This is a genomic window from Microbacterium sp. RU33B (assembly GCF_900155915.1).
GTDB lineage: Bacteria > Actinomycetota > Actinomycetes > Actinomycetales > Microbacteriaceae > Microbacterium.
Map to the genome: position 1 here is coordinate 341599 of NZ_FTPO01000001.1, position 23920 is coordinate 365518.

Genomic DNA, 23920 nt, shown 5'->3' on the forward strand with positions numbered 1-23920 from the left:
GCAATCGCAATAGCAGTTGCCGGAGCAGGGGCAGCGCTGGTTGCGAGTGGCGTCGTGCTGATCCGACGGGCGCGGATCCACCGATGAACAGTCGCATGACAGGAGCGCACGCGCACCTCGAGTGCGCTGTCCGCGCATAGCCCGTGATGGACGCCATAGACTCACTTTCCGCTCCTCGCAGCGCAGGTGTTGGCGAGCCGAGCAAGCCATCTCTCGTTCATCCCTGGGCTGATGGGCTTCTTGTCGGCTGGTTGGGTGTCGGTCTCTGGGCCTTCGCAGTATTCGCACCCGCGCCCGCCGTTGCGATCTTGAACAACTCGACGGCGCTGCTGTGGACAGCCACCGCGGTTCAGGCCGCTCACTTCGCAATGTCGTACCGTCTCAGCTATGCCGATGGCGCACGTGCGCTCCGGCAGCATCCGATTGCGCTCGGCCTCTTTCCCCTCGTCCTCGCCGTCGTCACCGTAGGGATCGCGATTGTCGCTGCGAGCGCAGGAGTCGCGGCCGTCCAGTCAGTGACGTCGTTCCTCATCTCCGCCGTGTTCATCACGTCCGGTTTCCACTTCGTGCGCCAGTCCTATGGCGTCGCACGCATCGGGTTCTCGTACGCGAAGGCGTCTCTTCAACCATGGGAAAATCGCGCGCTGCGGCTAGCGGTGTATCCCATCTGGCTCGTAGGTCTGAGACCACTTCTCTCGGATCAGGGAGGCATTGGCTATCTCGGGTTCGAAGTAGGCCCCGCGATCCTCAACGGAGCCGTCTTCGCCTGTCTTGAAGCGGCTGCTTGGATCGCGGTGGCATCCGTCGTGGCCGTATATCTCCGAGTCTGGTCACGAGGGGTCCGGCCGACGGGACTCATGGTGGCCCCCTACGCAGTCATCGTCGTATGGATGATCGCACCGATCGGACAGATCGCCGCGGCGTCGTTGGCATTCTCCCTCGTTCACGCGTTGCAGTACCTCGCGTGCTGCTACAGGGTTGAGCGCAACCGTGCTGGAGGCGAAGGGATCCCCGGCCTCGTCACGTGGTTCTACGTCGTCGTCGTCGCTGCCTGCCTCGGCATAGTGGCAACTCGTGGACTACCCGGGTGGCTCGATCAGACCTGGGGCACGCCCGGGCAGCCGCTGCTCTTCTCGGCCCTCGCTTTTGTGTACCTGAATTTGACCCACTACGTGACCGACGCTGTCATCTGGAAGTCCTCTGGTTCGCTCCTCAAGCCCAGGCTCCACTCGGGATGACGGCAGTGACGGCCTCGCCGCCAGCACTCCCCGCACAGCGCTGGGGTACGCCGGACGACATCGGGGCGCCGGTGCCTACCTCATCTCGCCCCGATGCTGCCTACTTTCGTAGCATCGGTCCTCGTCGGTGACGCGGAATGATCCCTCCGTCTCGGCGCGACGGCAGTCACCTATCGGCAGAGCAGGACGCGGGGCGGTTTGGGGCGAAAATGGGCGATATCGGTCCTGTTTGGAGTCGGTAGGGACCGGTAGAGTCTGCGAAGAAATCTCTCCTGAACAGCTATTTTTCAGGTTCGAGATCTCGATTCCGCAATCGTGAGGTCGCGGGTTCAAGCCCCGCTCCCGCTACAGATTCGAACCCCAGTCCTGCTGGGGTTCTTCTGGTTGCAGGCAGGCTTCCCGAAGCGCGTCGACGTGCTGTCACGGCGCCTCCGTCCTCCCTGTCGATCTGCGCGTCCTGCGACCTGACCCCCAGATATGGGGGTGTTCGCGCGCGCGGTGTCATGAACTCGCGCTCGCGACGTCTCGTGGGTGAGCCACATGCCCGATGTGGCACCACGAAGGAGTTCCCGCATGAGCGGAAAGACAGCGCGCCGTCGGCGCACGGTTCGCAGAGGTCTAGCCATCTCCCTCGCCGCCGGGCTGGGGTTCGCGGTGGCCATCGGGGGCGCGGGTGTCGCGCAGGCGAGCACCGGCGGGGCCGGTGGCGGCATCGGAGGCGGGGGTGGCGGCGCGGCGAACGAAGAGCGCCGGGTCTACCTCGACGTCTACGACCAGGTCGCGACGACCTATGATCCGGCCACCGGTCTGCCGGCCGCCGGCCAGGGATGGGGACAGGACTCCATAGCGGCCTTCCTCCGCAATGCTGAGGCCCGGATCGGGACTGACTTCAACGGGAACCCAATGTCGAACGGTCTCTCCCTCAGTGGCTTCATCGAGCAGCAGTGCAACGCCGCGATCGACGAAGCCATGCAGCGGAACCCCGATGCCGCCGCGGCGCGGATCGTGGCCTTGCAGTTCACCTACCAGATCTGGACCTCGATCTGGGAGAACCTCACCATTCGCACGATCACCCCCGCCGATGTGGAGCCGGCGCTGTGGAACGACACGCTGCTCAGCCCTGGAAGCTATCCGGGAGCGTTCAAGCAGGGGACGTGGTCAGGCGAAGCAGGTGACCTCACCGCGGATGCGAACGGAGACGGGGTCTACACGAATGCTGAGTACGTCGACCCGAACGAGTCCGACCCCGCGGCGCAGCCCACGTCGCAGATTCTCCAAGAGCTCGGGAGTGCACTTGCGGAAGCCGAAGCAGGGATCAACGGGGCCAACTCCGGGGTGATGGTCGCGTGTGTCGCCATGAACAACCTCGAGCCCCAGGGCTTGCTCCCGACGCCGGCGATCGATGTGTCGAAGAATGCGGAGGATGTGGGTGGGGTCAGCGAGATCGTGGCTCTCGAGGCGGCGGGGGCGCAGGGTGTGACGGTCTCATTCACGAACACCGGCGACGAAGCCCTGTCCGATGTGACCTTCACCGATGAGACGACTGCGGGGAACGTGGTCGGGTGGACGCGGGTGGCGTTGCCGGACGGTTCGACGATCGTGGTGGGAGCGGGCGGTGTCGCGGCCGCGCTGGCCGGTGTCGTGCTGGCTCCGGGGGAGACCGTCATCGTCAGCGGCAGTGTGGACGTCGCGGTCGGCGAAGATCACGCGGATGCCGTCACGGTGACCGGCACGGGTCAGATCTCGGGTGCGGTCGTGAACGACACCGACGGCACGGGATACGACGCACCGGCACCGACCCCTGCGCCCTCACCGGCTTCCCCGTCCGCTTCCGCCCCGATACCGGCGAAGGCCCCCGCGATCGGCGGGCTAGCCGCCACCGGTGGTCAGATGCTCCCCGGTGTGGCGTGGTCGGCATTCGGATTGCTCGCTGCCGGAGCGGCGATGACCATCCTGCGTTCTCGCCGCAGCCGTCTGCAGGGTCGGTCCGAACGCGACGGCGAGGGCGCGCAGAGGTAGCTTCTGCGCGCGGCGGCGCGTCTCGGTGGAACACGTGAGTGAGCGAGCGGGCTTCGGGGGATCAGAAGCCCGCTCGCTCTCGTCGGGGCGGAAGCCTGATCCTCGACGACGCAGCCGCAGGCGCAGTGGCCTCCGGTGGGTCTGACGGGGCTGCCGTGCCCGGGCACGGCGGCTCGGGGGGATCGGTCAGTTGCCCGCTCGGAAGTGATTGAGGACGTCAGTGGGGGTGAGGGCGATCCGGTAGATCGCGGCGTACTGGATCTGACCCGTGAAGTAGTACGGCTGGGTCCACGCACCTCCCGAGGCCGACGCCCAGCCGAGAAGCTTGCCGCATCCGACCTTCCAGTAGCCGGTGGTGTTCACCTCCCCGGTGGTCACCGCCGGATTGGTCGCCCGCACGACGCCGTCGACATAGAGCGCCATGCCCGCCGTGGAGAGCGACGCGACGACGTGGTGCCACTGTCCGTCTGCGTAGCTGGTGCCCGCGGGGGAGCTGATGATCCTCGCCACGCCTCCCGGATAGACGCCGAACACCAGCCGCCCGGCGGGATCCATGTAGATGTGACGGTCGTTCGCGCCATCGTTGGCAGTGTTGGCCAGATCTCCGAACCCGATGATCTTCCCGTTGCCCGCTGTCGAGGTGCGGAACCACGCTTCGAGCGTGAACGTGTTGGGGCTTGCGACAGCGCCGGGGACGAACAGGCACTGCGACGTGCCGTTGAACGTGGACGATGCCGCAGGCAGGTCGCGATCGCAGCCGAAGGAGGCGGACGAGACGGGGCTGTTCGCCCATGTTCCGGTGCGACTGTTGCCGGACAAGTCCGGTTCGCTCGACGACCCGCTCGTCCCCATCGCGTACGCCGCGTAGGTGTTCGCGGTGGCGTGAGCCGTCTCAGCGGCGCGACAGGTGAAGTAGGTTGCCGTGCCGGCGGTGTCGGAGGTGTTCCGGATGCTGGCGGCGAACGACGCACCCGAACCCATCACGGCGATCAGGATCACCCCGAGGACGGTCGCACCCGCGATGCCGCCCAGCATGACCCCGCGCACGCCGGGAGACTGTCGTCGGTCGGGTGATCCCTGCGTGTCGACCACGTCGTCGGCGGCGGGGATGTCGCGGGGGCGCCCGAGCAGGGCGATGACCAGCGGCACCAGGCACAGCGCGACGATCGCCACCTGTCCGGTGAGGGGGAGGTCAGGGGATGGCGTCAGGAGGTGGATGCCGGCAGCGTTCGACTGTGTGACGTGGACCGTCGCATGCTCACCGCTGGCCAGGTGCGCACCCTTTGCGTCGACGGGGAAGACTCCGGTGTTGACGACGTGCATCAGGACCCCGCCGCCCGTGTCGGCGGGGCGCCAGCCCACCAGCTCCACGTTGAACCAGGGGCGCAGCCACAGCCCGACGCCGGTGACCACGAGCGCCGCTCCGACGAGGCGGACACTCCACCGCCACTGCGCGCGGGTGATCCGAGCGCGGGCGATCAACTCCACGGCGATGGCGCCCATCACGAGCCAGGGGAGGCTGATCGCGATCCACCCCAGACCTCGAGCCGACCAGACGACGGATCCGATGATGTTCTCGGGGCGGAGGTTCCACCCGTCCACGGCGCCGTTGAGATCGCCGCGCGTCGTGAATCCTCCCGCCGCCGATTCGACGATGCGGTGCGTGAACGTTCTCCCGTCCACGAGGAAGGTGACGATCTGTCCGATCGAGTAGTGATCCTGAACCTGAACGACGATGAGAGAGCCGACGGGGAGGGCGGTGGCCATGCTGGGAGTCATGATCACGAACGGGCGATACCCGCTCGTGAAGAACACGACGACGACCACGACCGTCAGTGCGAGGGCCGCTGCAACGGCCGCCCAACGCCATCTGGTCTTGGTCGTCATCGCTGTCTCGCGTGGACTACGACCCGAAGGTCCATGTCAGCGGCTGCGAAACCTGGAGACCCGCGTAGGTGTTCCCGAGCGCTGCCGGGAGAGTGACGGCGAAGGTGAACGGCACCGATGCGCCCGCGGGGACGGAGCTGGCCGCCGTCGCCGTCAGGACGTTCACCGCAGCAGAGAAGCCCGCGAGCGAGCCGTTGTAGATCGTGGTGGCGCCGGACGTGACCACGACCGTGATCCGTGAGCAGAGGTCTGTCGCGGTGCCGTTGACGAGACCGTTCGCGGACTGGGCGCACGCTCCGGGGGTGAGTGAGAAGGTCGACGCCGGCACCGTGCCGGTGTTCTTGATCGTGATCGACGTGTTCACGGTCTGACCGGGGACCATCGCCAGATTGCCGCCGTACTTGTTGATCGTCGTGCACGTCGCGGCATTCGTGGACACCGAGCCGCCGTCGGTGCTGTTGCACAGGACGGTTCCTGCGGCATTGGCCTCCTGCATCGTCAGGGTGCCCATGCCGGCCGTGTCGACGGTGTTCGCGATGGATGCGGTGAACGCCGCAAGCGACGGACTGATGCCCAGCGCGAGGACGAGCGACGCCAACGCGCCGGCGATGGCGACGGGAAGCCCGACGCGCGTGCGGCGGGGTGACGTCGAGGTTCGGGATTCGGACATGTCTGCTCCTTGAGATTCATCCCCGTCAGTGTGCGGAGTTCCCGCCCGGGTACTCGATCTCCAGAGCATCGGCCCCATCCGATCGGCATCTGAGCGTATGGGCGTGGTTGCGCAGGGCTCGCGCCTACGGCGTCAAACTCCCCAGATGTGGGGATCGCCGTCCGGCCGCGCCCACTCGGCGACGTGGGGACCGTCCAGCGCTGGATCGGCCATACCCCACTTCCGGGGATATTGTGCATCTCGGATTGCGTGAGGTCCGGGGGCGGACGACTCTGGACGCGTCGGCGCCCCAACGCCGCCCTCGACTGCACGGAATCTCCTGCAGCGCCTCAGCGTGGAGGCGCGCCCCCAGCGCGCCTCCACGCTCTTCCCCGGGTACTCGCCCCCGTACGAACACGGATAGGAGTAGTCTCCGTCTGTAACAGCCCTGCACGGGCGGAAAAGGTTACATGATGCCGATTCGGATCGGAATTATCGACGACCATCCGGCCCTCCTGCTGGGCACCGCCGCCCTGCTCAATCGTCAAGACGACTTGAAGGTGGTGGCGACGGGTCGGACCGTCGACGAATTCCTTCGCCAGCAGGCAGCGGTGGACATCGTGATCCTCGATCTGTTCCTCGCCGACGGCTCCACGCCGCGCCAGAACATCCTGGACCTCAGGCCTGTCGACGCCCTCATCCTGGCCTACACGTCGGGCGAGCATCCGCAGCTCGTACGTCAGGCAGGTCAGGCGGGAGCGACCGCGATGGTCAGGAAGTCCGACTCGGCCTCCACCCTCATCGAAGCGGTTCGATCCATCTCGCGCGGAGAGGAGGCGGCCTCCGCCGACTGGGCAGCCGCCCTCGACTCCGATCCCGACCTGGAGGACGCCCGCCTGAGCGAACGGGAGCGGCAGGTGCTCGCTCTCTATGCGTCGGGCGAGACGGCTGAGAGCGTGGCGAAGATGCTCTTCATCTCCCGAGAGACCGTCAACGATCACATCCGACGCATCCGCTCCAAGTACGCCACCGTGGAGAGGCCGGCATCCACGAAAGTCGATCTGTACCGGCGGGCGATCGAAGACGGCCTGGTGTAGCGGACCGATGGACCGCGTCCGAGAGGAATCGTTCCGGATCCAGGATGATGAGCGTCTGATCGGATGGCTTCTGGCGATCGGGGGAACTGCGGGAATCCTGATCTGGGGACCGGCGATGTGGCAGATCTGGATCCAGCGGGACTCGTGGTGGATCATGCTCGCTCTCGCCACCGCCGTCGGTGTCGTCGTGCTCTCCGCCGCAGGGATGGTCCTCCCGGACCGCCTTCTGATCCTCGGCTGGTCGCTCACCGTCGTGCTGGGCGCCGCAGCGACGTTCCTCGCGAGGTTCGCGCATGACGAGGATTCGTGGGCCGGCGTGTCCGGCGTGTCGGGGCTGGTGCTGCCGATCGTCGCCCTGCCTGCCCTCCTGCTTCCGTCCGCCTGGGCCGCAGTGACGGCGGGCCTGATCTACGTCGCGCCCGCACTGGCCGGGCTCGTCCCCCCTGTGATCCTCCCCGCGCACACTTTCGTGCAGGCTCTGGAGGATGGAGTGGTGATCTTCGTCGTCACGCTCATCATCGGAGTGCGGTCGCGGTCCCGCGCGGTGAGCGCATTGGAGCGCAAGGCCCGATCGGCGCAGCGAGAGGAGGCCGTGCGTGCGGAACGCAGTCGACAGCAGCGCGCCCTCCAGCGAGTCATCCACGATGACGTCCTGTCGACCCTCATCGCCGCCCTGCACGCCGATGCGCTCGTGGGTGATCGGATTCGGGAGAGCGCGCAGCAGGCCCTTGCGGCGATCGAGGCCGGCAGCAGGCCGCACACGGCTCCGGTGCCGTGGACGGCGAGCGCATGGTCGGCGGAGCTCTGCGCCCAGGCGCGACGTGAGCATCCCGGCATCCACTTCTCGGTTGCCCTCGATCTGTCCTCCGTGCCCCGAGACGTCGGAGACTCCTTCGTAGGGGCGACGAAGGAGGCCGCACGAAACGTCCGCAGACATGCGGGAGAAGATGCTCCTGCGCGATTGTCCGTGACCGCCGACCGGACCGGGATCAGCGTCGTCGTCGACGACGGGGGTCGAGGATTCTCTCCCGCCGCTGTGCCGCTCGACCGGATGGGAGTCAACGGCAGTATCGTCAACCGCCTCCGCGCCGTCGGAGGCGATGCCGTCGTTCGCTCTGTCGAAGGCCGCGGGACGCGGGTCGAGATGACGTGGATTCCGTGACCTCCTCGACCGCGACCGATCACTACTTCGACAGCACTGCCATCCGCGTTTCGCTGTTCGTCGTGTGGGCGACGACGGCGATTCCGCTGCTCCCGGCGTCGGACAAGAGCGCACTCCCCGCGTCGCTGTCGGTTCTGGCGCTGATCACGGCGATCTCGGCGAGCTTTCACCCGCGGGGCGCGCACACGAGGTTGACGGGCATCCTGGCGTCGGCGAATCTGACGCTGTGCGGCGTCATCGCGGTGCTCTTCGCGGACCCCCAGTCCGCGGTCCATGTCGCGCTGTTCAGCCTGTTCGCCCTCGCCGTCCAAGTCGGGAGCGGGCAGGTGGGTCCCGGAGTCATCGGCTCAGCCGTCACCCTGGCAGTGGCATGGGTCTCGTGGTCCGGATCCCCCGAGACCGCTGCCCACGCGAGCGCATTGACGATCTCCAGCGGCGTTCCTATCGTCCTCTCGCTCCTGTGGCTGCGGTCGATCGCCCTAACGCAGCGGCGCCGAGATCGTGCGGAACGGGACTTGCTCGCCGCGGAAGAAGCCGGGGCCCTGCAGGCGAAGGTCAGGGCGGAACTCGCTGCAGAGCTCGACTTCGTCGCGATGACCGCGCTGCCGGCCCTCGAGCCCCTCGCCGCAGGAGCCGAGATGACTCCCGAGCTCTACGTTCGCGTGCTGCAGGCGGAAGCCACGCTCCGCGACCGCATCCGCGCACCTCAGCTGTCCCACCCTCTCCTGGACGCCACGATCCATGAGGCGCGAAGCAGGGGCGTGTCCGTCCTGCGTCTTGGCGAGCCCGGCGACGAACCAGGCCTGGACGAGGCGACCGCACGGAGCATCTCCGATCTCCTCCGACCGCTCCGATCCGGCAGCGCGATCATTCGTGCCCTTCCGCCCGGTCGTGAGCAGGCGGTGTCGTTGGTGATCAACACGGAGGACGGGGTCGTGCGGAGATCGTTCGCGCGGGAGGCATCCGCCTGAGAGTGCGCATCCGTCGCCCTCTGTGCGAGGCCTCGCACGGCTCTGGCGTGATCCGCATGTGCGGTGTGCGCCACCCCCCCACGATCGGGGGATTTCGCTCCCTCGAGCGAGTCCATCGACCCGGCGTGCTTGAGAGTTGAAGCGCTCGAGGTGCGGTGCGCGCGGATCTGTCCGCGCGCTCGGTCTCGGAGCATCGATCGAGATCATGGGGAATCAATGCCGTCCTTCACGAAGGCGACCATCGTCGCCGCGCTGGTGCTCACCGGAGTGCTGCTGGGATCAGGCGCCGCCGTCGCGGCGCCGACGCCGGACTCCGGTCCCGTGTCCGGAGGGACGACCGTCACCGTCGCCGTCCCTTCCGGGCTGACTCCGGTCTCGGCGGACGGTCTCCAGACGCTCGGGGTGGGGGCGGACGGCGTCGCCTATGCGTGGGGTCGGAATTCGTGGGGGCAGCTCGGCGACGGCACCAGCACGAGTCGTTCGACTCCGGTTCCGATCGCGGTGCCTGCCGGTGTCACGTTCACGAACCTCGCGACGGGCGGCAACTCCTCCTTCGCCATCGGCTCGGATGGCCGTGCGTACTCCTGGGGCTACAACGCGTCCGGAGAACTGGGCGACGGCACCACGTCGAACCGATCTCTGCCCGGTGTGATCGCGACGCCGCCCGGTGTTCAGTTCACCGAGTTGTTCGTCGGCACCAACTCGAGCATGGCGCGAGGCTCCGACGGCAATCTGTACGCATGGGGGTGGAATCTCCCCGGCATCCTCGGTGATGGCTCCACCGTCAACCGGACCTCGCCCGTGCTCGTTTCCATGCCTCCCGGGGTGACCTTCACCGAGATCAGCGTGGGTTCCGGGCACGCGCTCGCGATCGGTTCCGATGGACTGACGTACGCCTGGGGCAACAACCAGTTCGGCAAGCTCGGCGACGGCACGACGACCACCCGTCTCGTGCCCGTCCCCGTCACGCTTCCCGCCGGCGTCACCTTCGAGCACGTCGAAGCGGGCCAGAACACCTCGGCAGCCCTGGGCTCCGACGGCAACCTGTATCTCTGGGGCGGGATCTCCTCCGGCGGCGGATCCATGAACTCGGCGCTCGCCCCGTTCGTGGTCAATGCTCCGGTGGGAGGGACCTTCACGGATGTCCTCTTGGGATCGAACCACGTCACCGCGCTGGCCTCGGACGGCACCGTGTATTCGTGGGGCAACGGTCCGGACTTTCTCAGCAACAACTTCGGTCAGCTCGGCGACGGCACGTTCGTCGGCCGGACGAGCAGGGCGGCGGTGGCCCTGCCGGCCGGCACGGTGGTCACCAGCATCCTGGGCGAAACGGACCACCTCTTCGCCACCACATCCGATGGTCTTCTGTACACATGGGGTCTCAACAGCTTCGGCCAGCTCGGTCTGGGCACGATGACCATCGGCGAAGCGACTCCTCGCATCGTCTCGTGGGACGCCGTCGTCACGGCCGTGTCGTTCGACGGGGTGGACGGGACTTCACTCGCCCCCAATGCGACCGTCGGTCTGTGGGATGTCGTCACCCCTCCCCACCCGGCAGGCCCCGTGGACGTCGTCGTCCACTGGACGTTCGCGGGGATCGAGCAGACCCCGATCACGTACGTGAACGGGTTCACCTACATCGGACCGCCGACGATCACCGACCCGATCGATGCAACCGTGGTGTCCGGCACGGATGCCGTCTTCTCGGTCGTCGGCGCCGGAGCGCCCACCCCCACGATCTCGTGGGAGGTGTCCGCCGACGGCGGGGCCACATGGGCCCCGGTGTCGGGCGACGCCACAGTGACGACATCCGTCGACGGCGCGTCGATCACGGTCAGCGCCACCACGACGATGGACGGTCGCCTGTACCGCGCCACCGCCGCGAACAGCGGGGGTGTCGCAGTGAGCGCCGCTGCCGAACTCCGCGTGACGGAGCCGATCATCCCGCCGCTGATCACCTCCCCGCCCCCGCCGGCTGGGACTCTGGGCTCGTCGTACTCCCACACCGTGACCGCATCGGGAACGCCCGCCATCCTGTTCACGGTGACGTCCGGTGCGCTTCCTCCTGGGCTCCTGCTCGACTCCGTCACGGGCGTCATCTCGGGCACCCCCACGATGGCGGGCACCTTCGATTTCACCGTCACGGCGACGAATGCGGCGGGAACGGACTCCAAGCTCTATCGGGTCGTGGTTCCGGCCGCCTCACGGGAGACGCCCCCGCCCTCCGGGACTCTCGCGACGACCGGTGGGTCGGACGGCACACCGTCCCTTGCCCTCGGAGCGGCGCTGCTCGCCCTCGGAGTGGTCACCATCGTGGTGCGGCGCCGACTGCGTCGATAGAGCGTGAACCCCGGCCGTGATCTCCTTCGGTTGCGGGTGGACCCGATCTAGAGAGCGAGTCTGCCCGCGACGATGTCGGCGGCGACGGTGCCCAGCCGGGTCTGCGTCGCGCGGGCGTGGTCTCGCATCCGGTGGAAGGCCGTCTGCATGTCGAGTCCGTGGCTCTGGGCGATGCGGCCCTTCGCCTGCTCGATCAGCACGCGGCTGTCCAGAGCATGCTGCAGCTGGGCCTGCGCGAGGTGGGACTGCTCTACGAGGCGCTGCTGGAGGATGCTGATCGTCGCGATGTCGGCGAGGGTCTGGGCGGCGCTCGCGTCGTCGGCGTTGAGGTCGCCGACGCGATCGCGGAACAGGTTGAGAGAGCCGATGGTCGACTCGCGGAGTCGCATCGGGATCGCATGCAGCGACGCGTAGCCCGACCGTCGAGCGTCTTCGGCGAACCTCGGCCACCGTTCCTGCACGTGCTGAAGGTCGGCGACGGACACCACGAGCCCCGTCTCGATGGCCTCGACGCACGGCCCCTGGCCGGCGCGAAGCTGCATCAGACCGACGAACTCGCCGCGCTCGCTCGTCGAGACGATGACCTCGAGCTCTCCTCTCGGGCTCACGAGGAGGATGCCTGCTGCGGCGGCGTCGAAGATGCTCGCCGACTCGTCGACCAGGAGCTGGAGCAGATCCACGACGTCGAAGTCGTCGACGAGGGAGTCGGCCAGCGTCCCGACCGTTCGCAGCAGTTCCGCTTCTCGGGTGCCCATGGTGACCGAGTGTAGGACCGGCTCTTCAGCGCTCGAAGGTCGAACGCGTGCCCCTACGCGTCGACGTCGCCCCGCCAGCCGCCGGCCTCGCCGCCGGTGGCCTCGATGAACTTCTTGAAGTTCTTCAGGTCCTTCTTCACTGCATGTCCACCGACTCCGACCAGCGAACCGAGCTTCTCGACGAGTCCCTCCGGCTCCCAGTCCAGCTGCACGGTCACGCGACTCGAGGTGTCGGTCAGCTTGTGGAACGTCACGACTCCCGCGTGCTCGGTCTCGCCCCCGGTGCTGTGCCACGCGACACGCTCGTCAGGGTGCTGCTCGGTGATCTCCGCGTCGAACTCGCGCTCGAAGCCGCCGACCGTCACTTTCCAGTGCGTGTGGGTGTCGTCGAGCTGGACGATGGACTCGACCTCGTCGAGGAACTGCGGGAAGCTCTCGAACTGCGTCCACTGGTCGTAGGAGACGCGGACGGGGACGTCGACGTCGATGGTCTCGATGATCTGCACCATGGTGTGCTCCTCTGCGGGGTCGGCTGGTCCCCACCATTACGACGCACCAGAGCGGAAGATGCACCGGGGTTGACAGGAGCACCGCCCTCGGTCTCCGCTTCGCGTGTGCTGGCACATCCATCCGGATGACACAACCCCCGCCGTCTCTCCCGTGCGCCGGGAGAGGCTGTCCCTCTGTCGTTGATCGACTCCCCACGACACGAGAGGAATGACGATGAAGGCACTCACCTGGCAGGGCAAGCGGAAGGTCGCGGTCGAGGAGGTTCCGGATCCCCGGATCCAGCATCCGACCGACGCCATCGTGAAGATCACGTCGAGCGCGATCTGCGGATCGGACCTTCACCTCTACGAGCTCTTCGGCCCCTTCATGGATCGGGGCGACATCCTCGGGCACGAGCCCATGGGCATCGTGGTCGAAGTGGGCTCCGACGTCACGCTCCTCGAGGTGGGCGACCGGGTCGTCATCCCCTTCAACATCTCGTGCGGCCACTGCTTCATGTGCCGCCGCGGACTGCAGTCGCAGTGCGAGACGACGCAGGTGCGCGAGTACGGCAGCGGCGCCGCCCTCTTCGGGTACACGAAGCTCTACGGCCAGATCCCCGGAGGGCAGGCGGAGTATCTCCGAGTGCCCCTCGCCGACCACAATCACATCCGCGTCGGGGACGATCTGCCCGACGATCGCTACCTGTTCCTGAGCGACATCCTCCCCACGGCCTGGCAGGGCGTCGAGTACGCGAACGTCCCTGAGGGCGGCACCCTCGCCGTCATGGGGCTCGGCCCGGTGGGCCAGTTCGCAGCCCGCATCGGCGTGCACCGGGGCTACCGCGTGCTCGCGATCGATCCCGAGCGCGAGCGTCGCGAGATGGCCGAGCGTCACGGCGTGCTCGCCTACGACCTGACGGACACGGTGGTCGATGAGCTCCGCGACCTCACCGACGGGCGCGGGGCGGATGCGGTCGTCGACGCTGTCGGCATGGAGGCCCACGGCAATCCGGGCGTGAAGCTCGCTCAGAGCGCGATCGGCCTCCTGCCCGACGCGGTCGCCCAGCCCCTCATGGACAAGGCCGGCCTCGACCGTCTCGCTGCCGTCTATGCGTCGATCGATCTGGTGCGGCGCGGCGGGACCGTGTCGTTGAGCGGCGTCTACGCCGGTGAGGCGGATGTCCTCCCGATGAAGACGATGTTCGACAAGCAGATCGGTCTGCGCATGGGCCAGTGCAACGTGAAGCGCTGGGTCGATGACCTCCTTCCGCTCGTGGAGGATCCTGCCGACCCGTTCGGCGTGATGGATCTCGTGACCCACCACGCGCCGCTCGCGGAGGCGCCCGCCCTCTACGAGACGTTCCAGAAGAAGACCGACGGCTGCATCAAGGTCGTGCTCAATCCTGCTGAAGGGTAGCTGTCGCCGACCCATCCGGAGCGGGTCGGGCGACGAAGATGGAGTATGCGTCGATTCGGATCCGTCACCGCGCTCATCGGGGGCCTCGTCGCGCTCGGGCTGACCCTGTCGGGCTGCGCGGCGACGGATGCCGCGGGGCCGCCTCCCGGTGACGGACCGGTCGTCGCGTTCTACGGAGACTCGTACACCCTCGGCACAGGCGCGAGCGATCCGTCGGCCCGGTGGTCGTCGATCATCTCGACGGAGCGCGGATGGCGGGAGTTCAATCCGAGTGTCAACGGTCTCGGCTTCGTCAACAACCGGACCGTCGTCGGCGACGGGGATCTGCCCGATCAGATCATCGCGCAGGACCCCGACATCGTGATGGTCACGATGGGCCTCAATGACAACTTCAGCTTCGGTCGCGCCCACGACCGCATCCGCGCCGCCATCCGCACCGATCTCACCCGCCTGCGCGAGGCGCTGCCCGAGGCTCGGATCGTCGTGGTCGAGCCGTTCTGGTACACGAGCGACCGGCCGGGATCGGTGGACACGATCATCGGCTGGGTGCGCGACGAAGCCGCGGTGATCGACGCCGACGTCATCCCCGGTGCGAGCCGCTGGCTCGACGGCCACTACGCCGACGACGCCGACAGCTGGATGGCGGCCGACGGACTGCATCCGAACGACAGGGGTTACGCCGAGATGGCCGCCCGCATGGACGAGGCGCTGCGACGACTCGATCCGCCGCTGTAGACGCGGTGCGCGGGCGGGCACGATCGCGGTCTTCCCACGCCTACCCTGGAAGGATCGCGCCGGACGCACGCGGGATAGGAAGAGGACACGTGTCGAAGAACACCCCGCGGAAGCCCGACACGCGGTGCTTCGTGCAGACCGGTCAGCGCCCGAGCATCGGCGTCGAGGTGTCGTCGGGGCGCGCGTGGGTCGGCGTCGACCGGCAGATCGGGCACGGGTCGGCGGATGCCCTGTTCGCGTTGACGGACGAGCAGTACCCGGCCGCCTTCCGCAACGAGCTCGGTTCGTTCGAGGGGGAGTGCTGGCGCGGCGAGCACGGAGATCTCCTGCTCTTCGATCCGGGCACCACGCCGACGTGGCGCCCGGAGTGCTGGCATCCCCTGCCCGGCCGTGCGGTCCCGCCCCGATTCGCCGGAGAGCTCTGGCGTCACGTCGATGCCCTCGGAACGGCGACGGACAGCAACGAGGCGCGGATCGCGGACGCGCTCGCGGCGGGACGCGCGATCATCACCGAGGCATCCGGCGTCATCGTGGCGATCACCCTCCGTCTGACCGGCGAGGGAGCGCACCCGCGTCCGGCGGCTCTGATCAGCGGCCTGACCGCGGGCAGCGACCTCGATCGGGCGCGTTCCGTGATCGGAGGTCCGATCGCGGGCGAGGAGGACGTGTTCGCCGTCGAAGGACACCACCTGCGGCTCGTCTTCGTCGATGACGGGCTCGTGGCGGTCTCCCTCACGCCCGCCCCACCGCGCCCCGCGCCGGACGGGCGGATCCGCGACTTCCTCGACGCGCTCGGCGAGCCTGAGCACGGGACCGCCTACCTGCGGGTGGCGCAGCTCGCGGGGAGCGAGAGCCCCGGGCGGGCGGGATCCGTGTCGACCGGGCGATTGGTCGAATTCGACGGGGGAGTCGACGTGCGGGTCGACTCCGGCCGGGTCGTCGGGGTGCGCCTCCGGTTGGCGGCGGGCCCGGACGGCACGGTCTACCGGAACCCCGATGACTTGATCTCCGGGCTCGTCTGGCCCGCGTCGCGCGTGAGCCTCCTTCGCGCGCTCGGTGCCCCCGCGAGCACGAGCGGCGGTCGAGACCTCTTCCGCTACGGTGCGCGCGACCTCGTCGTCGAGTACGACCGCGGCCTCGTGAGCGCGATCCTCGTCTCCCTCACTGGAGCACGCGTGTCGTTCGGTCCCTACGGGTGGTCCGACGAGCAGCGCTGACAGCACCCGGATCGCGCGCGAACGGTAGGCAGGACGGCCCGATCCGGATAGCGTCGGGACATGCGCGAACTCGAGACCTTCGTCAGCGTCGATCTCGGCCGTGTGCCCCTCGATCGCCTGCCGGTGGAGACCGGCCCCGACGCAGCCGGCTCCACAGTGGAGGCGGGCTCCGCGACCGTCGGTGCACTGTGGGGCGCCGAGCTCGGCGTCTGGGAGATGACGGAAGGGCGCATGGACGACGTGGAGGTCGATGAGGCCTTCATCGTGCTCTCGGGGCATGCCACCGTCACGCTCTTCGCGGACGACGGGGAGCGCACGATCGAGCTGGCTCCCGGTGCGCTCTGCCGGCTGTCGGCGGGGATGCGTACGCGGTGGCACGTGACCTCGACGCTGCGCAAGGTCTACCTCCTCCCCCCGCCGTCCTCAGCGCTGGCGAGGGGACAGGGAGAGCGATGACCACCACCTACGGGCACGAGCTGCGCCACGATGCGGGCCTGCTGCGCTCCGCGCTCCGCGATGCGCGACCGACGTCATTCTGGCTGGACGACCCGGACCGTCCGGCGCCGCGCGCCCGGCTGGAGGGCGACGCCCATGCCGACCTCGTCGTCGTCGGGGGTGGCTACGCGGGGCTCTGGACCGCACTGCTCGCGAAGGAGCGCACCCCCGCGCGACGCGTCGTGCTGCTGGAAGGCCGCCGCATCGGCTGGGCGGCGAGCGGTCGCAACGGCGGCTTCGTCGAGGCGAGCCTGACCCACGGGCCCGAGAACGGCGAGCTCCACTTCCGTGACGAGCTGCCGGTGCTGGACGCCCTGGCCGAGCAGAACTTCGCGGGCTTCGTCGAGGCCATCGAGCGGTACGGCATCGACGCCGAGCTCGAGATCGAGCCGACCCTCACCGTCGCCACCGAGCCCTACCAGGTCGACGCGATGCGCGAGGACGCCGACCCCGTGCTCGAAGGCGAGGAGCTCGCACGCTACGGGAGGTCTCCGCTGTTCCGTGCCGGCATCCTGAGCGCACACGGCAACGCCTTCGTGCACCCGGCGAAGCTCGCGTGGGGGCTCGCCGCGGCCGCGGAGCGCCTCGGCGTCGAGATCCACGAGAACACCCCGGCCCTGTCGATGACCCGCGCGACGGCGGGTCGCGCCATCACGACGCCGAACGGCACGATCCGCGCTGCGCAGGTCGCGCTCGCCACCAACGGGTTCCCCTCGCTCCTGAAGCGCCTGCGGCTGTTCACCGTCCCGATCTACGACTACGTCCTCATGACCGAGCCGCTCACCGCCGCCCAGCTGGAGGCGATCGGATGGACGGGCCGGCACGGCATCACCGACTCGGGCCGGGAGTTCCACTACTACCGGAAGACCCGCGACGATCGCATCCTGTTCGGCGGGTACGACGCGGTGTACCACCGAGGCCGCCGCATCCGCGACGCGCAGGATCAGCGCGACGAGACGTTCGAGCGTCTCGCCGACCACCTCTACCAGACGTTCCCGAGCCTCACGGGTGTCGGCTTCAGCCACAAGTGGGGCGGGATGATCGACATGTCGACCCGGCTCGTGGCCTTCCACGGGGCGACCGCGGATCGTCGGGTCGCCTACAGCGCCGGCTTCACCGGGCTCGGCGTCGCGGCCACGAGGTTCGGCGCGCAGACGATGCTCGACTTCCTCGACGGGGCCGACACCGACCGCACCCGCCTCACGGTGTCGCGCCGGCTGCCGGTGCCGATTCCGCCCGAGCCGATCGCGTATCCGCTCATCCAGACGATGCGTCGCGCCGTCGCGCGCTCGGACGCGAACGGGGGCAAGGACGGTCCGCTGCTGCGGCTCGCCGGCCTGTTCGGCGTGGGATTCGACTCCTGATCCGGATGCCACGCCCTCCCGCGCCGGCTATCGCCCCGCGTAGGCCCGCCACAGGATGCGGGCGTGCTCTGCCTTCGCCCGAGCGACGCCGCGCTCGTCGCGGCGCAGGGCGCTGACCCACTCGATGACCCGTGCGCGGACGGCGTCGAGGATCATCCGCACGTCGGCGTGCCGCGCCGGCGGGACTTCGGCCTCCGCGGACGGCATCCGTCCGCGGCGAGCGAGTTCGCCGTCGAGGTGCCGCACGGTCAGTTCCGCGACGCCGACCGCGTGCCCGTTGATGATGGAGTGCGCGGCGCCCTCGATCTCCCACCGCCAGGCATCCGGAGCGGCCGTCACGAGACGGGAGTGGAAGCGCCGCGGCGATGTGCGATCGAACTCGCCGCGGATGAGGAGCGTACGCGCGCGGACGAGGCGGAGCCGTTCGGTGAGGCGGTACCTCAGCACGTGCGGCAGCACCGTGAGGAAGTAGACCGCGCCGCACAGCACGTACGCCGACAGGGCCGTCATCGCGAGATGGAACGATTCCCGCAGGGCGGATTGGAGGAAGCGGATCGCGACGAGCGCGATCGACGATTCGGCCTCGTTGATGACAGGGCTCACGAGTACCGCATGGGTGAGGTCGGACCGGCGGACGAGCACCTCGGTCACGACCTGCGTTCCCATCGAATGCCCGATCAGGACGGGGTTCTCCAGCCCGTACCTGTCGAGCACGGCCTCGACCTGGTCGGCGAAGTACGACGTCGTGGGCTGAGCGTCACCCCTCGGCATCCCCGCGAAGCCCGGCAGATCCAGGGCGTACACGTCGCCGCGGAGCGCCAGGACGGGTGCCAGGAACTCGAAGTACGTCGCCGCGACGCCGACGCCCGCCACGAGGACGAACGCCCGGCCGGGCTCGGCGCCCGAGGTGGCCACGCGCGTCACGCGCGTCGTGGCCTCTCCGTCGCGGACATGCTCGACCGTCACGTCTATCGCGTCCGGGAGGTCTGCCATCCCTCCATTTTCGCAGGCGACTGACGGGTCGAGAAACAATAACTTCCGCATGGAGGTTTCTGATACTCTGACACCGGGCGGCGTCGGCTGCCCGCATCACGCGCATGAAAGGAAGGTCATCGTGGCCCTGCCCGAAGCCTCAGTCCAGCTCTACACACTCAAGGACGAGTTCTCCGCCGACATGGGAGGTTCGCTCGACAAGCTCGCCGAGATCGGGCTGCGCAACGTCGAGGCGTTCGACTTCGTCCGTCGACCCGACGAGATCCGCGCGGCGCTCGACGCCGCAGGCCTCGCCTCGCCGACCGGGCACGCGCCGCTGCTCTCCGACGAGCTGTGGACGCCCGATGGATCGATCCCCACCCCTGCGCCCGAGGTCGTGTTCGAAGCCGCCGCGAAGATCGGCATGAAGACCGTCATCGACCCGTTCGTCGCTCGCGAGCGGTGGTTCACCCTCGACGGTGTGGCCGACATCGCCGAGCGGCTCAACAGGCTCGTCGACGTCGCCGCCGGGTTCGGCCTCGAGGTCGGCTACCACAACCACGCCCAGGAGTTCGTCGCCGACTTCGACGGCCAGAGCGCCTATGAGCGCTTCGTCGCCCTGACCGACGAGCGCGTCGTCATCGAGCTCGACCTCTACTGGGCGCTGACCGGCGGCCAGGACGTCGTCGGCCTCGTCTCGCGCCTGGGCGACCGCCTCGTCGCCGTGCACGTCAAGGACGGCATCGCACCGGCGACCAATCCGTTCGGTCCGGATGCGGAGGCCTTCGGCTCCGAGAGCCTCGACCAGCGCCGCGCCGGTGAGGGGGAGGTGCCTCTCGCCGAGGCGCTGCGTGCCGCGACGGCTCTGAAGTACGCCGTCATCGAGTACGACAACGCGCCGGGCGACGTCTTCGCCGACGTCGCCGCCAGCTACGCCTTCCTGCGCGACGGAGGATTCGTCCGGTGAGCGCCGTCGGAATCGGCGTCATCGGCGTCGGAGTCATCAGCGACACGTACCTGGAGAACCTCGCCTCGTTCCCCGACGTCGAGGTGCTCATCGTCGGCGACCTGCTGCTGGACCGCGCCCAGGCGCAGGCCGAGAAGCACGGCATCCCGGCCTTCGGCTCGGCAGAGGACGTACTCGCGCACGAAGGCGTCGATCTCGTCGTGAACCTGACGGTGCCGGCCGCTCACATCGAGGTCTCGCGCGCCGCGATCGCCGCGGGCAAGCACGTCTGGACCGAGAAGCCCCTCGGGCTCGATCGCGAAGCCGCCGCCGAGCTGCTGCGCGAGGCGTCCGCGGCCGGGCTGCGCATCGGATCCGCACCCGACACCCTCCTCGGACCGGCCTTCCAGGCGGTGCGACGGGCGATCGACAGCGGAGTGATCGGACGACCGCTCTTCGCGCAGACGGTGTTCCAGACGCAGGGTCCCGACCTCTGGCATCCGAGCCCAGCGTTCCTCTTCGCCGAGGGCGCGGGACCGCTGCTCGACATGGGCCCGTACTACTTCTCCGCCCTCGTGAGCCTCCTCGGCCCGGTCGACCGGGTCTCGGCGGTGGGCACGAAGGCGCGCGAGGAGCGCGTCATCCACGCCGGGCCCGACGCGGGCACCACATTCCCGGTGGAGGTCCCCTCGACGATCCAGATCGTGACGGCGTTCGAGCAGGGCGCGCAGGCGCAGAGCCTGCTGAGCTTCGACTCCGCGCTCGAGCGGCACGGCATCGTCGAGATCCACGGGACCGACGGCTCGATCGTCATCCCCGACCCGAACCGCTTCTCCGGACGCATCGCGTACGTGAAGCCGCTCGGCGTCATCCGCGACGGGATGTCTTTCGAGCAGGAGTGGATCGAGGTCGCGCACGACGACATCGAGGTCGGTCGGGGGATCGGCGCGCTCGACATGGTGCGCGCGATCGCCGACGGCCGCCCGCACGTCGCCTCCGGCGATCTCGGCTTCCACGTGCTCGACATCCTGCTGTCCGCTCAGGAGGCGGCTGCGACCGGACGCACCGTCACGGTCGAGAGCACGGTCGCACCCGTGCCGCTGCTTCCGGACGGGTTCGACCCGTTCGCCGCGACCCTGTAGTCGTCCACATCGCCCGCGGGTCGGCCGGCCATCGTGCCGACCGGCCCGCGGGCCTGTCGACGGGTCGTCAGGCCCGCGGGGCTCCCAGAAGCCGGTCGAGCATCGCCAGGGCGGCCTCGTGGTCGACGGTCGGCTCGAGGAGCCACTGCGCCTGCAGTCCGTCGGAGGCGGCGATCACGAGCGCGGCCACGAGCTGCGGATCGAGGTCGTCGCGGAGCTGCCCCTGCTCCTGCAGGCGCCGCACGCGGTCGCCCATCTCGACGCGCAGCCGTGCGAACCGCTCGGTGGCGAACCGCTGCGCCGCGGGGTGGTTGTCTTCCAGTGCGGCGGCCACCAGGGTCGAGTACAGCTGGACGAGACCCGGGATGCTGCGGTTCTGCTCGGCGGAGATGCGCATCATCTCGGCGGGGCTCACATCGGGGCGCGGCCGGTTGTCGCCGTCGGATCGCCGCTCGGACTCGCGGTACACCGCGACGAGCAGCTCGTCGAGCGAGCCGAAGTAGTGGGTCAGGGCGGCGTGCGTCACGCCGACCTCCTGCGCGATCGCGCGCAGGCTCGTCTTGCGTGCGCCGCGCTGGGCGAAGACCTCGATCGCCTTGTCGAGGATCTCCTGCCGCCGAGCGATGCCCTTGGGATAGCTCCCCCGCGAGCGCGACGGTTCGGCGGGGGACTCGGACATGCTCCGATGATAGCGAGGATCGGGTGCGAAAACCTCCGATTGGAGGTAAATGGACCCGCGGATTCAGGCGCTCGCCGACTCCTCCGCACGCGCGAGCTCGGACTTCCAGACGCGGAACGCGTCTTCGGTGCGGCCTCGACGCCAATAGCCGGAGATCGAGATCTGATCGCGTCCGAGTCCTCGTTCGACGAGGAGATGGGGGCGGATGCCGTGCATGACCTCCTGCGCCTCGCCGTGCACGAACGCGTGGACGCGTCCGTCGGGCCAGGGAAGGGCTCGGACGGCATCGATCAGGCTCTCGTCCTCCGACCGGTAGACGTACGACACGGTGGCGTGCTCGGGGAGGCCGAGGGTGGGCTCGTCGCCGAGCCGGTCGACCTGGAGGACGACGCGGGCGACGGCATCCGGAGCGAGGGCATTCAGGGCGGCGTCGATCGCCGGGAGAGCCGATTCGTCTCCCACGAGCAGGTGCCAGTCGGCGCCGGGATCCGGCGCGTACGCTCCGCCGGGACCGTTGACCAGGAGGATGTCGCCGGGCTCTGCGCGGGCGGCCCAGGGGCCCGCCACGCCCTCGTCGCCGTGGAGGACGAAGTCGATCGCGAGCGTGCCGGCCTCGAGATCGGGGAACAGCGCCGTGTAGGTGCGTACGACGGGCATGTCTTCTGGCGGGATCGTCCCCCGGAGCGCGCGCACGTCGATCGGGCGCGGGTAGACGACGCCCGGCGGGGGGAAGACGAGCTTCACATAGCGATCGGTGAAGCGGCTCCCCGCGAAAGCGGACAGGTCGTCGCTGCGGAAGAAGATGCGCTTCACCGCGGGCGTGATCCAGTCGCTCCCGGTCACGATGAGCTCAGTGGTCATGGGGTCCTCCCGGGCCGGATGCCGCGGATGACGCGACGTCTTCGAGCCTACGGGTGGGCCGGGGAGAAGGGGATCCGATGCGTCGGAGCGCATGTCGCAGGTCGCGGATAGGGTGGAGATATCGTTTTCTGCCGCAGTCCGCGGTGGAGGCATCCACATCACCGGCAATGAAGAGGTGCGACATGTCCGTCGTGGTCACCGCAGTCCTGCGTCCCCGAGCCGGCGAGAAGGAGGCCGTCACGGCCGTCCTCGCCGAGATCATCCCCCAGGTGCACCGCGAAGACGGCTGCCTGCTCTACGCGCTCCACGAGGCCGATGACGGCTCGCTCGTGTTCGTGGAGAAGTGGGAGACGGCCGAAGACCTCGCGGCGCACGGCGCGGGCCCGGTCATCGCCGATCTGAACGCGCGCATCGGCGATCTCCTCCAGGAGCCCGCGGCGGTCACCGTCGTGCGGCCACTCTCCTTCGGCGACTACCGGGGGACCGTCTGATGGCCATGCAGTACACGTCTCTGGGCCGCACCGGAACCTCCGTCTCGAGGCTCGCCCTCGGCACCATGAACTTCGGCGATCGCACGAGCGAAGAGGATTCGTTCGCGATCCTCGACCGCGCGCTCGAGCTCGGCATCAACTTCATCGACACCGCGAACGGCTACGGCGGCGCGGGCGGACGCGGGGTCACCGAGGAGATCATCGGGCGCTGGCTCACCGCTCGACCCGGTGTGCGCGACGACATCGTCCTGGCGACCAAGGTGCATTCGCCGATGGTGGATCCAGGCCCCGACGGCGATGTCGTCAACGCCCGCGGCGCGTCGGCGTGGCAGGTGCGGCGCGAGGCGATCGGGTCGCTTCGGCGACTGCAGACCGACCGCATCGATCTCTACCAGTTCCACCACATCGATCGGCACATCCCGTGGCCCGAGCTCTGGCAGTCCATGGAGGTGCTCGTCGCGAAGGGCGAGGTCGTCTACACGGGCAGCTCGAACTTCGCCGCGTGGAACATCGCCCAGGCGAACGAGATCGCGCAGCAGCGCCACTTCCTCGGGCTCGTGAGCGAGCAGTCCCTCTACAACCTCGTGCAGCGCTCGATCGAGCTCGAGGTCATCCCCGCCGCGCAGCACTACGGCCTCGGCATCCTGCCCTGGTCGCCGTTGGCCGGCGGCCTCCTGAGCGGTCCGCCCAAGGGCGGCAATGCGCGCTCGTCCGGCAGCGCATCGGTGTCGGCGCGCGAGAAGCGCGCCGACCAGCTCGAGGCCTACGAGTCGTTCGCGCGCGAGCGGGGCTGGACGCCCGCGTCCCTCGGCGTCGCGTGGCTGCTGCACCGACCGGGAGTGACCGCCCCGATCATCGGCCCGCGCACGATCGACCAGCTCGAGTCCGCCGTCGCCGCGGTCGACATCCGTCTCGGCGACGACGATCTCGCCGCCCTCGATGAGATGTTCCCCGGTCCCGGAGGGCAGGCGCCCGAAGCCTACGCCTGGTAG

General features: G+C 68.8%; 22 protein-coding genes. 15 read left to right on the forward strand and 7 right to left on the reverse strand.

Features of this window, described 5'->3' with window-relative positions:
- The first annotated feature begins 143 nt into the window (after window positions 1-143).
- Both B0B14_RS01605 and B0B14_RS01610 read left to right on the forward strand, forming a co-directional pair.
- Entirely contained in the window at window positions 144-1238 is a 1095-nt protein-coding gene (locus B0B14_RS01605; RefSeq protein ID WP_143733599.1) for a hypothetical protein, read from the forward strand.
- Between the two features lie 573 nt (window positions 1239-1811).
- Entirely contained in the window at window positions 1812-3257 is a 1446-nt protein-coding gene (locus tag B0B14_RS01610) for a hypothetical protein (protein WP_143733600.1), read from the forward strand.
- Between the two features lie 186 nt (window positions 3258-3443).
- Here B0B14_RS01610 and B0B14_RS01615 read toward each other — a convergent pair whose 3' ends face one another.
- Complete coding sequence (locus B0B14_RS01615) at window positions 3444-5144, reverse strand: LamG-like jellyroll fold domain-containing protein (protein WP_076679669.1); 1701 nt, start codon at window positions 5142-5144, stop codon at window positions 3444-3446.
- A gap of 16 nt (window positions 5145-5160) precedes the next feature.
- On the reverse strand, window positions 5161-5814 hold the full coding sequence (locus tag B0B14_RS01620; protein WP_076679670.1) for a COG1361 family protein: 654 nt from the start codon (window positions 5812-5814) through the stop codon (window positions 5161-5163).
- Window positions 5815-6266: 452 nt separating this feature from the next.
- On the opposite strand from B0B14_RS01620, the gene B0B14_RS01625 reads away from it, so the two are divergent.
- The 4 genes from B0B14_RS01625 to B0B14_RS01640 all read left to right on the forward strand — a co-directional run bounded on the left by B0B14_RS01625 (window position 6267) and on the right by B0B14_RS01640 (window position 11363).
- The gene (locus B0B14_RS01625) at window positions 6267-6890 is read left to right on the forward strand and encodes a response regulator transcription factor (protein WP_179085250.1); all 624 of its coding nucleotides are present in this window, start codon (window positions 6267-6269) and stop codon (window positions 6888-6890) included.
- A 7-nt stretch (window positions 6891-6897) separates the two neighbouring features.
- Window positions 6898-8052: a sensor histidine kinase gene (locus B0B14_RS01630; protein WP_076679672.1), complete on the forward strand. Its 1155-nt coding sequence runs from the start codon at window positions 6898-6900 to the stop codon at window positions 8050-8052.
- Window positions 8049-9023 carry a hypothetical protein gene (locus B0B14_RS01635; RefSeq protein ID WP_076679673.1) on the forward strand — a complete coding sequence of 325 codons (975 nt, stop codon included), beginning with the start codon at window positions 8049-8051 and terminating at the stop codon, window positions 9021-9023. Before B0B14_RS01630 ends, B0B14_RS01635 begins: the two co-directional genes overlap by 4 nt.
- Window positions 9024-9239: 216 nt before the next feature.
- Window positions 9240-11363 (forward strand): putative Ig domain-containing protein, encoded by a 2124-nt coding sequence (locus B0B14_RS01640; RefSeq protein ID WP_076679674.1) that lies wholly within the window; start codon window positions 9240-9242, stop codon window positions 11361-11363.
- A 47-nt stretch (window positions 11364-11410) separates the two neighbouring features.
- Here B0B14_RS01640 and B0B14_RS01645 read toward each other — a convergent pair whose 3' ends face one another.
- Together B0B14_RS01645 and B0B14_RS01650 are read right to left on the reverse strand one after the other, a co-directional pair.
- Window positions 11411-12118: a GAF and ANTAR domain-containing protein gene (locus B0B14_RS01645; RefSeq protein WP_076679675.1), complete on the reverse strand. Its 708-nt coding sequence runs from the start codon at window positions 12116-12118 to the stop codon at window positions 11411-11413.
- A 53-nt stretch (window positions 12119-12171) separates the two neighbouring features.
- Window positions 12172-12627 carry an SRPBCC family protein gene (locus B0B14_RS01650; RefSeq protein ID WP_076679676.1) on the reverse strand — a complete coding sequence of 152 codons (456 nt, stop codon included), beginning with the start codon at window positions 12625-12627 and terminating at the stop codon, window positions 12172-12174.
- A gap of 214 nt (window positions 12628-12841) precedes the next feature.
- Between B0B14_RS01650 and B0B14_RS01655 the strand changes: the two genes are divergently transcribed.
- From B0B14_RS01655 to B0B14_RS01675, 5 genes are all read left to right on the forward strand, one after another.
- Window positions 12842-14026, forward strand: a complete 1185-nt coding sequence (locus B0B14_RS01655) for an alcohol dehydrogenase catalytic domain-containing protein (protein WP_076681210.1) — start codon at window positions 12842-12844, stop codon at window positions 14024-14026.
- A gap of 45 nt (window positions 14027-14071) precedes the next feature.
- On the forward strand, window positions 14072-14761 hold the full coding sequence (locus B0B14_RS01660) for an SGNH/GDSL hydrolase family protein (protein WP_076679677.1): 690 nt from the start codon (window positions 14072-14074) through the stop codon (window positions 14759-14761).
- Between the two features lie 89 nt (window positions 14762-14850).
- Window positions 14851-15978, forward strand: a complete 1128-nt coding sequence (locus tag B0B14_RS01665; RefSeq protein WP_076679678.1) for a hypothetical protein — start codon at window positions 14851-14853, stop codon at window positions 15976-15978.
- Between the two features lie 60 nt (window positions 15979-16038).
- On the forward strand, window positions 16039-16434 hold the full coding sequence (locus B0B14_RS01670) for a cupin domain-containing protein (protein ID WP_076679679.1): 396 nt from the start codon (window positions 16039-16041) through the stop codon (window positions 16432-16434).
- Window positions 16431-17837, forward strand: coding sequence for an NAD(P)/FAD-dependent oxidoreductase (locus B0B14_RS01675; protein WP_076679680.1), 1407 nt, complete (start codon window positions 16431-16433; stop codon window positions 17835-17837). Before B0B14_RS01670 ends, B0B14_RS01675 begins: the two co-directional genes overlap by 4 nt.
- Window positions 17838-17864: 27 nt before the next feature.
- Here B0B14_RS01675 and B0B14_RS01680 read toward each other — a convergent pair whose 3' ends face one another.
- Window positions 17865-18830, reverse strand: coding sequence for an alpha/beta fold hydrolase (locus B0B14_RS01680; protein ID WP_076679681.1), 966 nt, complete (start codon window positions 18828-18830; stop codon window positions 17865-17867).
- A 121-nt stretch (window positions 18831-18951) separates the two neighbouring features.
- On the opposite strand from B0B14_RS01680, the gene B0B14_RS01685 reads away from it, so the two are divergent.
- Together B0B14_RS01685 and B0B14_RS01690 are read left to right on the forward strand one after the other, a co-directional pair.
- Window positions 18952-19776: a sugar phosphate isomerase/epimerase family protein gene (locus B0B14_RS01685; RefSeq protein ID WP_076679683.1), complete on the forward strand. Its 825-nt coding sequence runs from the start codon at window positions 18952-18954 to the stop codon at window positions 19774-19776.
- Window positions 19773-20897: a Gfo/Idh/MocA family protein gene (locus B0B14_RS01690; protein ID WP_076679684.1), complete on the forward strand. Its 1125-nt coding sequence runs from the start codon at window positions 19773-19775 to the stop codon at window positions 20895-20897. The genes B0B14_RS01685 and B0B14_RS01690 overlap by 4 nt, the downstream gene beginning before the upstream one ends.
- 67 nt (window positions 20898-20964) lie before the next feature.
- Here the strand turns inward: B0B14_RS01690 and B0B14_RS01695 are convergent, their stop codons facing one another.
- Both B0B14_RS01695 and B0B14_RS01700 read right to left on the reverse strand, forming a co-directional pair.
- Window positions 20965-21576, reverse strand: coding sequence for a TetR/AcrR family transcriptional regulator (locus B0B14_RS01695; protein ID WP_076679686.1), 612 nt, complete (start codon window positions 21574-21576; stop codon window positions 20965-20967).
- Between the two features lie 63 nt (window positions 21577-21639).
- A complete protein-coding gene (locus B0B14_RS01700) occupies window positions 21640-22437 on the reverse strand; it encodes a siderophore-interacting protein (RefSeq protein ID WP_076679690.1) in 798 nt (265 codons plus the stop codon).
- Window positions 22438-22619: 182 nt separating this feature from the next.
- Between B0B14_RS01700 and B0B14_RS01705 the strand changes: the two genes are divergently transcribed.
- Together B0B14_RS01705 and B0B14_RS01710 are read left to right on the forward strand one after the other, a co-directional pair.
- Window positions 22620-22928, forward strand: coding sequence for a putative quinol monooxygenase (locus B0B14_RS01705; protein WP_076679693.1), 309 nt, complete (start codon window positions 22620-22622; stop codon window positions 22926-22928).
- Between the two features lie 5 nt (window positions 22929-22933).
- Window positions 22934-23920: an aldo/keto reductase gene (locus tag B0B14_RS01710; protein ID WP_076681211.1), complete on the forward strand. Its 987-nt coding sequence runs from the start codon at window positions 22934-22936 to the stop codon at window positions 23918-23920.

Coding starts and splice junctions, on each gene's coding strand:
- B0B14_RS01610 (WP_143733600.1), top strand. CDS start 1,812: ATGAGCGGAAAGACAGCGCGCCGTCGGCGCACGGTTCGCAGAGGTCTA.
- B0B14_RS01615 (WP_076679669.1), bottom strand. CDS start 5,144: ATGACGACCAAGACCAGATGGCGTTGGGCGGCCGTTGCAGCGGCCCTC.
- B0B14_RS01620 (WP_076679670.1), bottom strand. CDS start 5,814: ATGTCCGAATCCCGAACCTCGACGTCACCCCGCCGCACGCGCGTCGGG.
- B0B14_RS01625 (WP_179085250.1), top strand. CDS start 6,267: ATGCCGATTCGGATCGGAATTATCGACGACCATCCGGCCCTCCTGCTG.
- B0B14_RS01630 (WP_076679672.1), top strand. CDS start 6,898: ATGGACCGCGTCCGAGAGGAATCGTTCCGGATCCAGGATGATGAGCGT.
- B0B14_RS01640 (WP_076679674.1), top strand. CDS start 9,240: ATGCCGTCCTTCACGAAGGCGACCATCGTCGCCGCGCTGGTGCTCACC.
- B0B14_RS01645 (WP_076679675.1), bottom strand. CDS start 12,118: ATGGGCACCCGAGAAGCGGAACTGCTGCGAACGGTCGGGACGCTGGCC.
- B0B14_RS01650 (WP_076679676.1), bottom strand. CDS start 12,627: ATGGTGCAGATCATCGAGACCATCGACGTCGACGTCCCCGTCCGCGTC.
- B0B14_RS01655 (WP_076681210.1), top strand. CDS start 12,842: ATGAAGGCACTCACCTGGCAGGGCAAGCGGAAGGTCGCGGTCGAGGAG.
- B0B14_RS01660 (WP_076679677.1), top strand. CDS start 14,072: ATGCGTCGATTCGGATCCGTCACCGCGCTCATCGGGGGCCTCGTCGCG.
- B0B14_RS01670 (WP_076679679.1), top strand. CDS start 16,039: ATGCGCGAACTCGAGACCTTCGTCAGCGTCGATCTCGGCCGTGTGCCC.
- B0B14_RS01675 (WP_076679680.1), top strand. CDS start 16,431: ATGACCACCACCTACGGGCACGAGCTGCGCCACGATGCGGGCCTGCTG.
- B0B14_RS01680 (WP_076679681.1), bottom strand. CDS start 18,830: ATGGCAGACCTCCCGGACGCGATAGACGTGACGGTCGAGCATGTCCGC.
- B0B14_RS01695 (WP_076679686.1), bottom strand. CDS start 21,576: ATGTCCGAGTCCCCCGCCGAACCGTCGCGCTCGCGGGGGAGCTATCCC.
- B0B14_RS01700 (WP_076679690.1), bottom strand. CDS start 22,437: ATGACCACTGAGCTCATCGTGACCGGGAGCGACTGGATCACGCCCGCG.
- B0B14_RS01705 (WP_076679693.1), top strand. CDS start 22,620: ATGTCCGTCGTGGTCACCGCAGTCCTGCGTCCCCGAGCCGGCGAGAAG.
- B0B14_RS01710 (WP_076681211.1), top strand. CDS start 22,934: ATGCAGTACACGTCTCTGGGCCGCACCGGAACCTCCGTCTCGAGGCTC.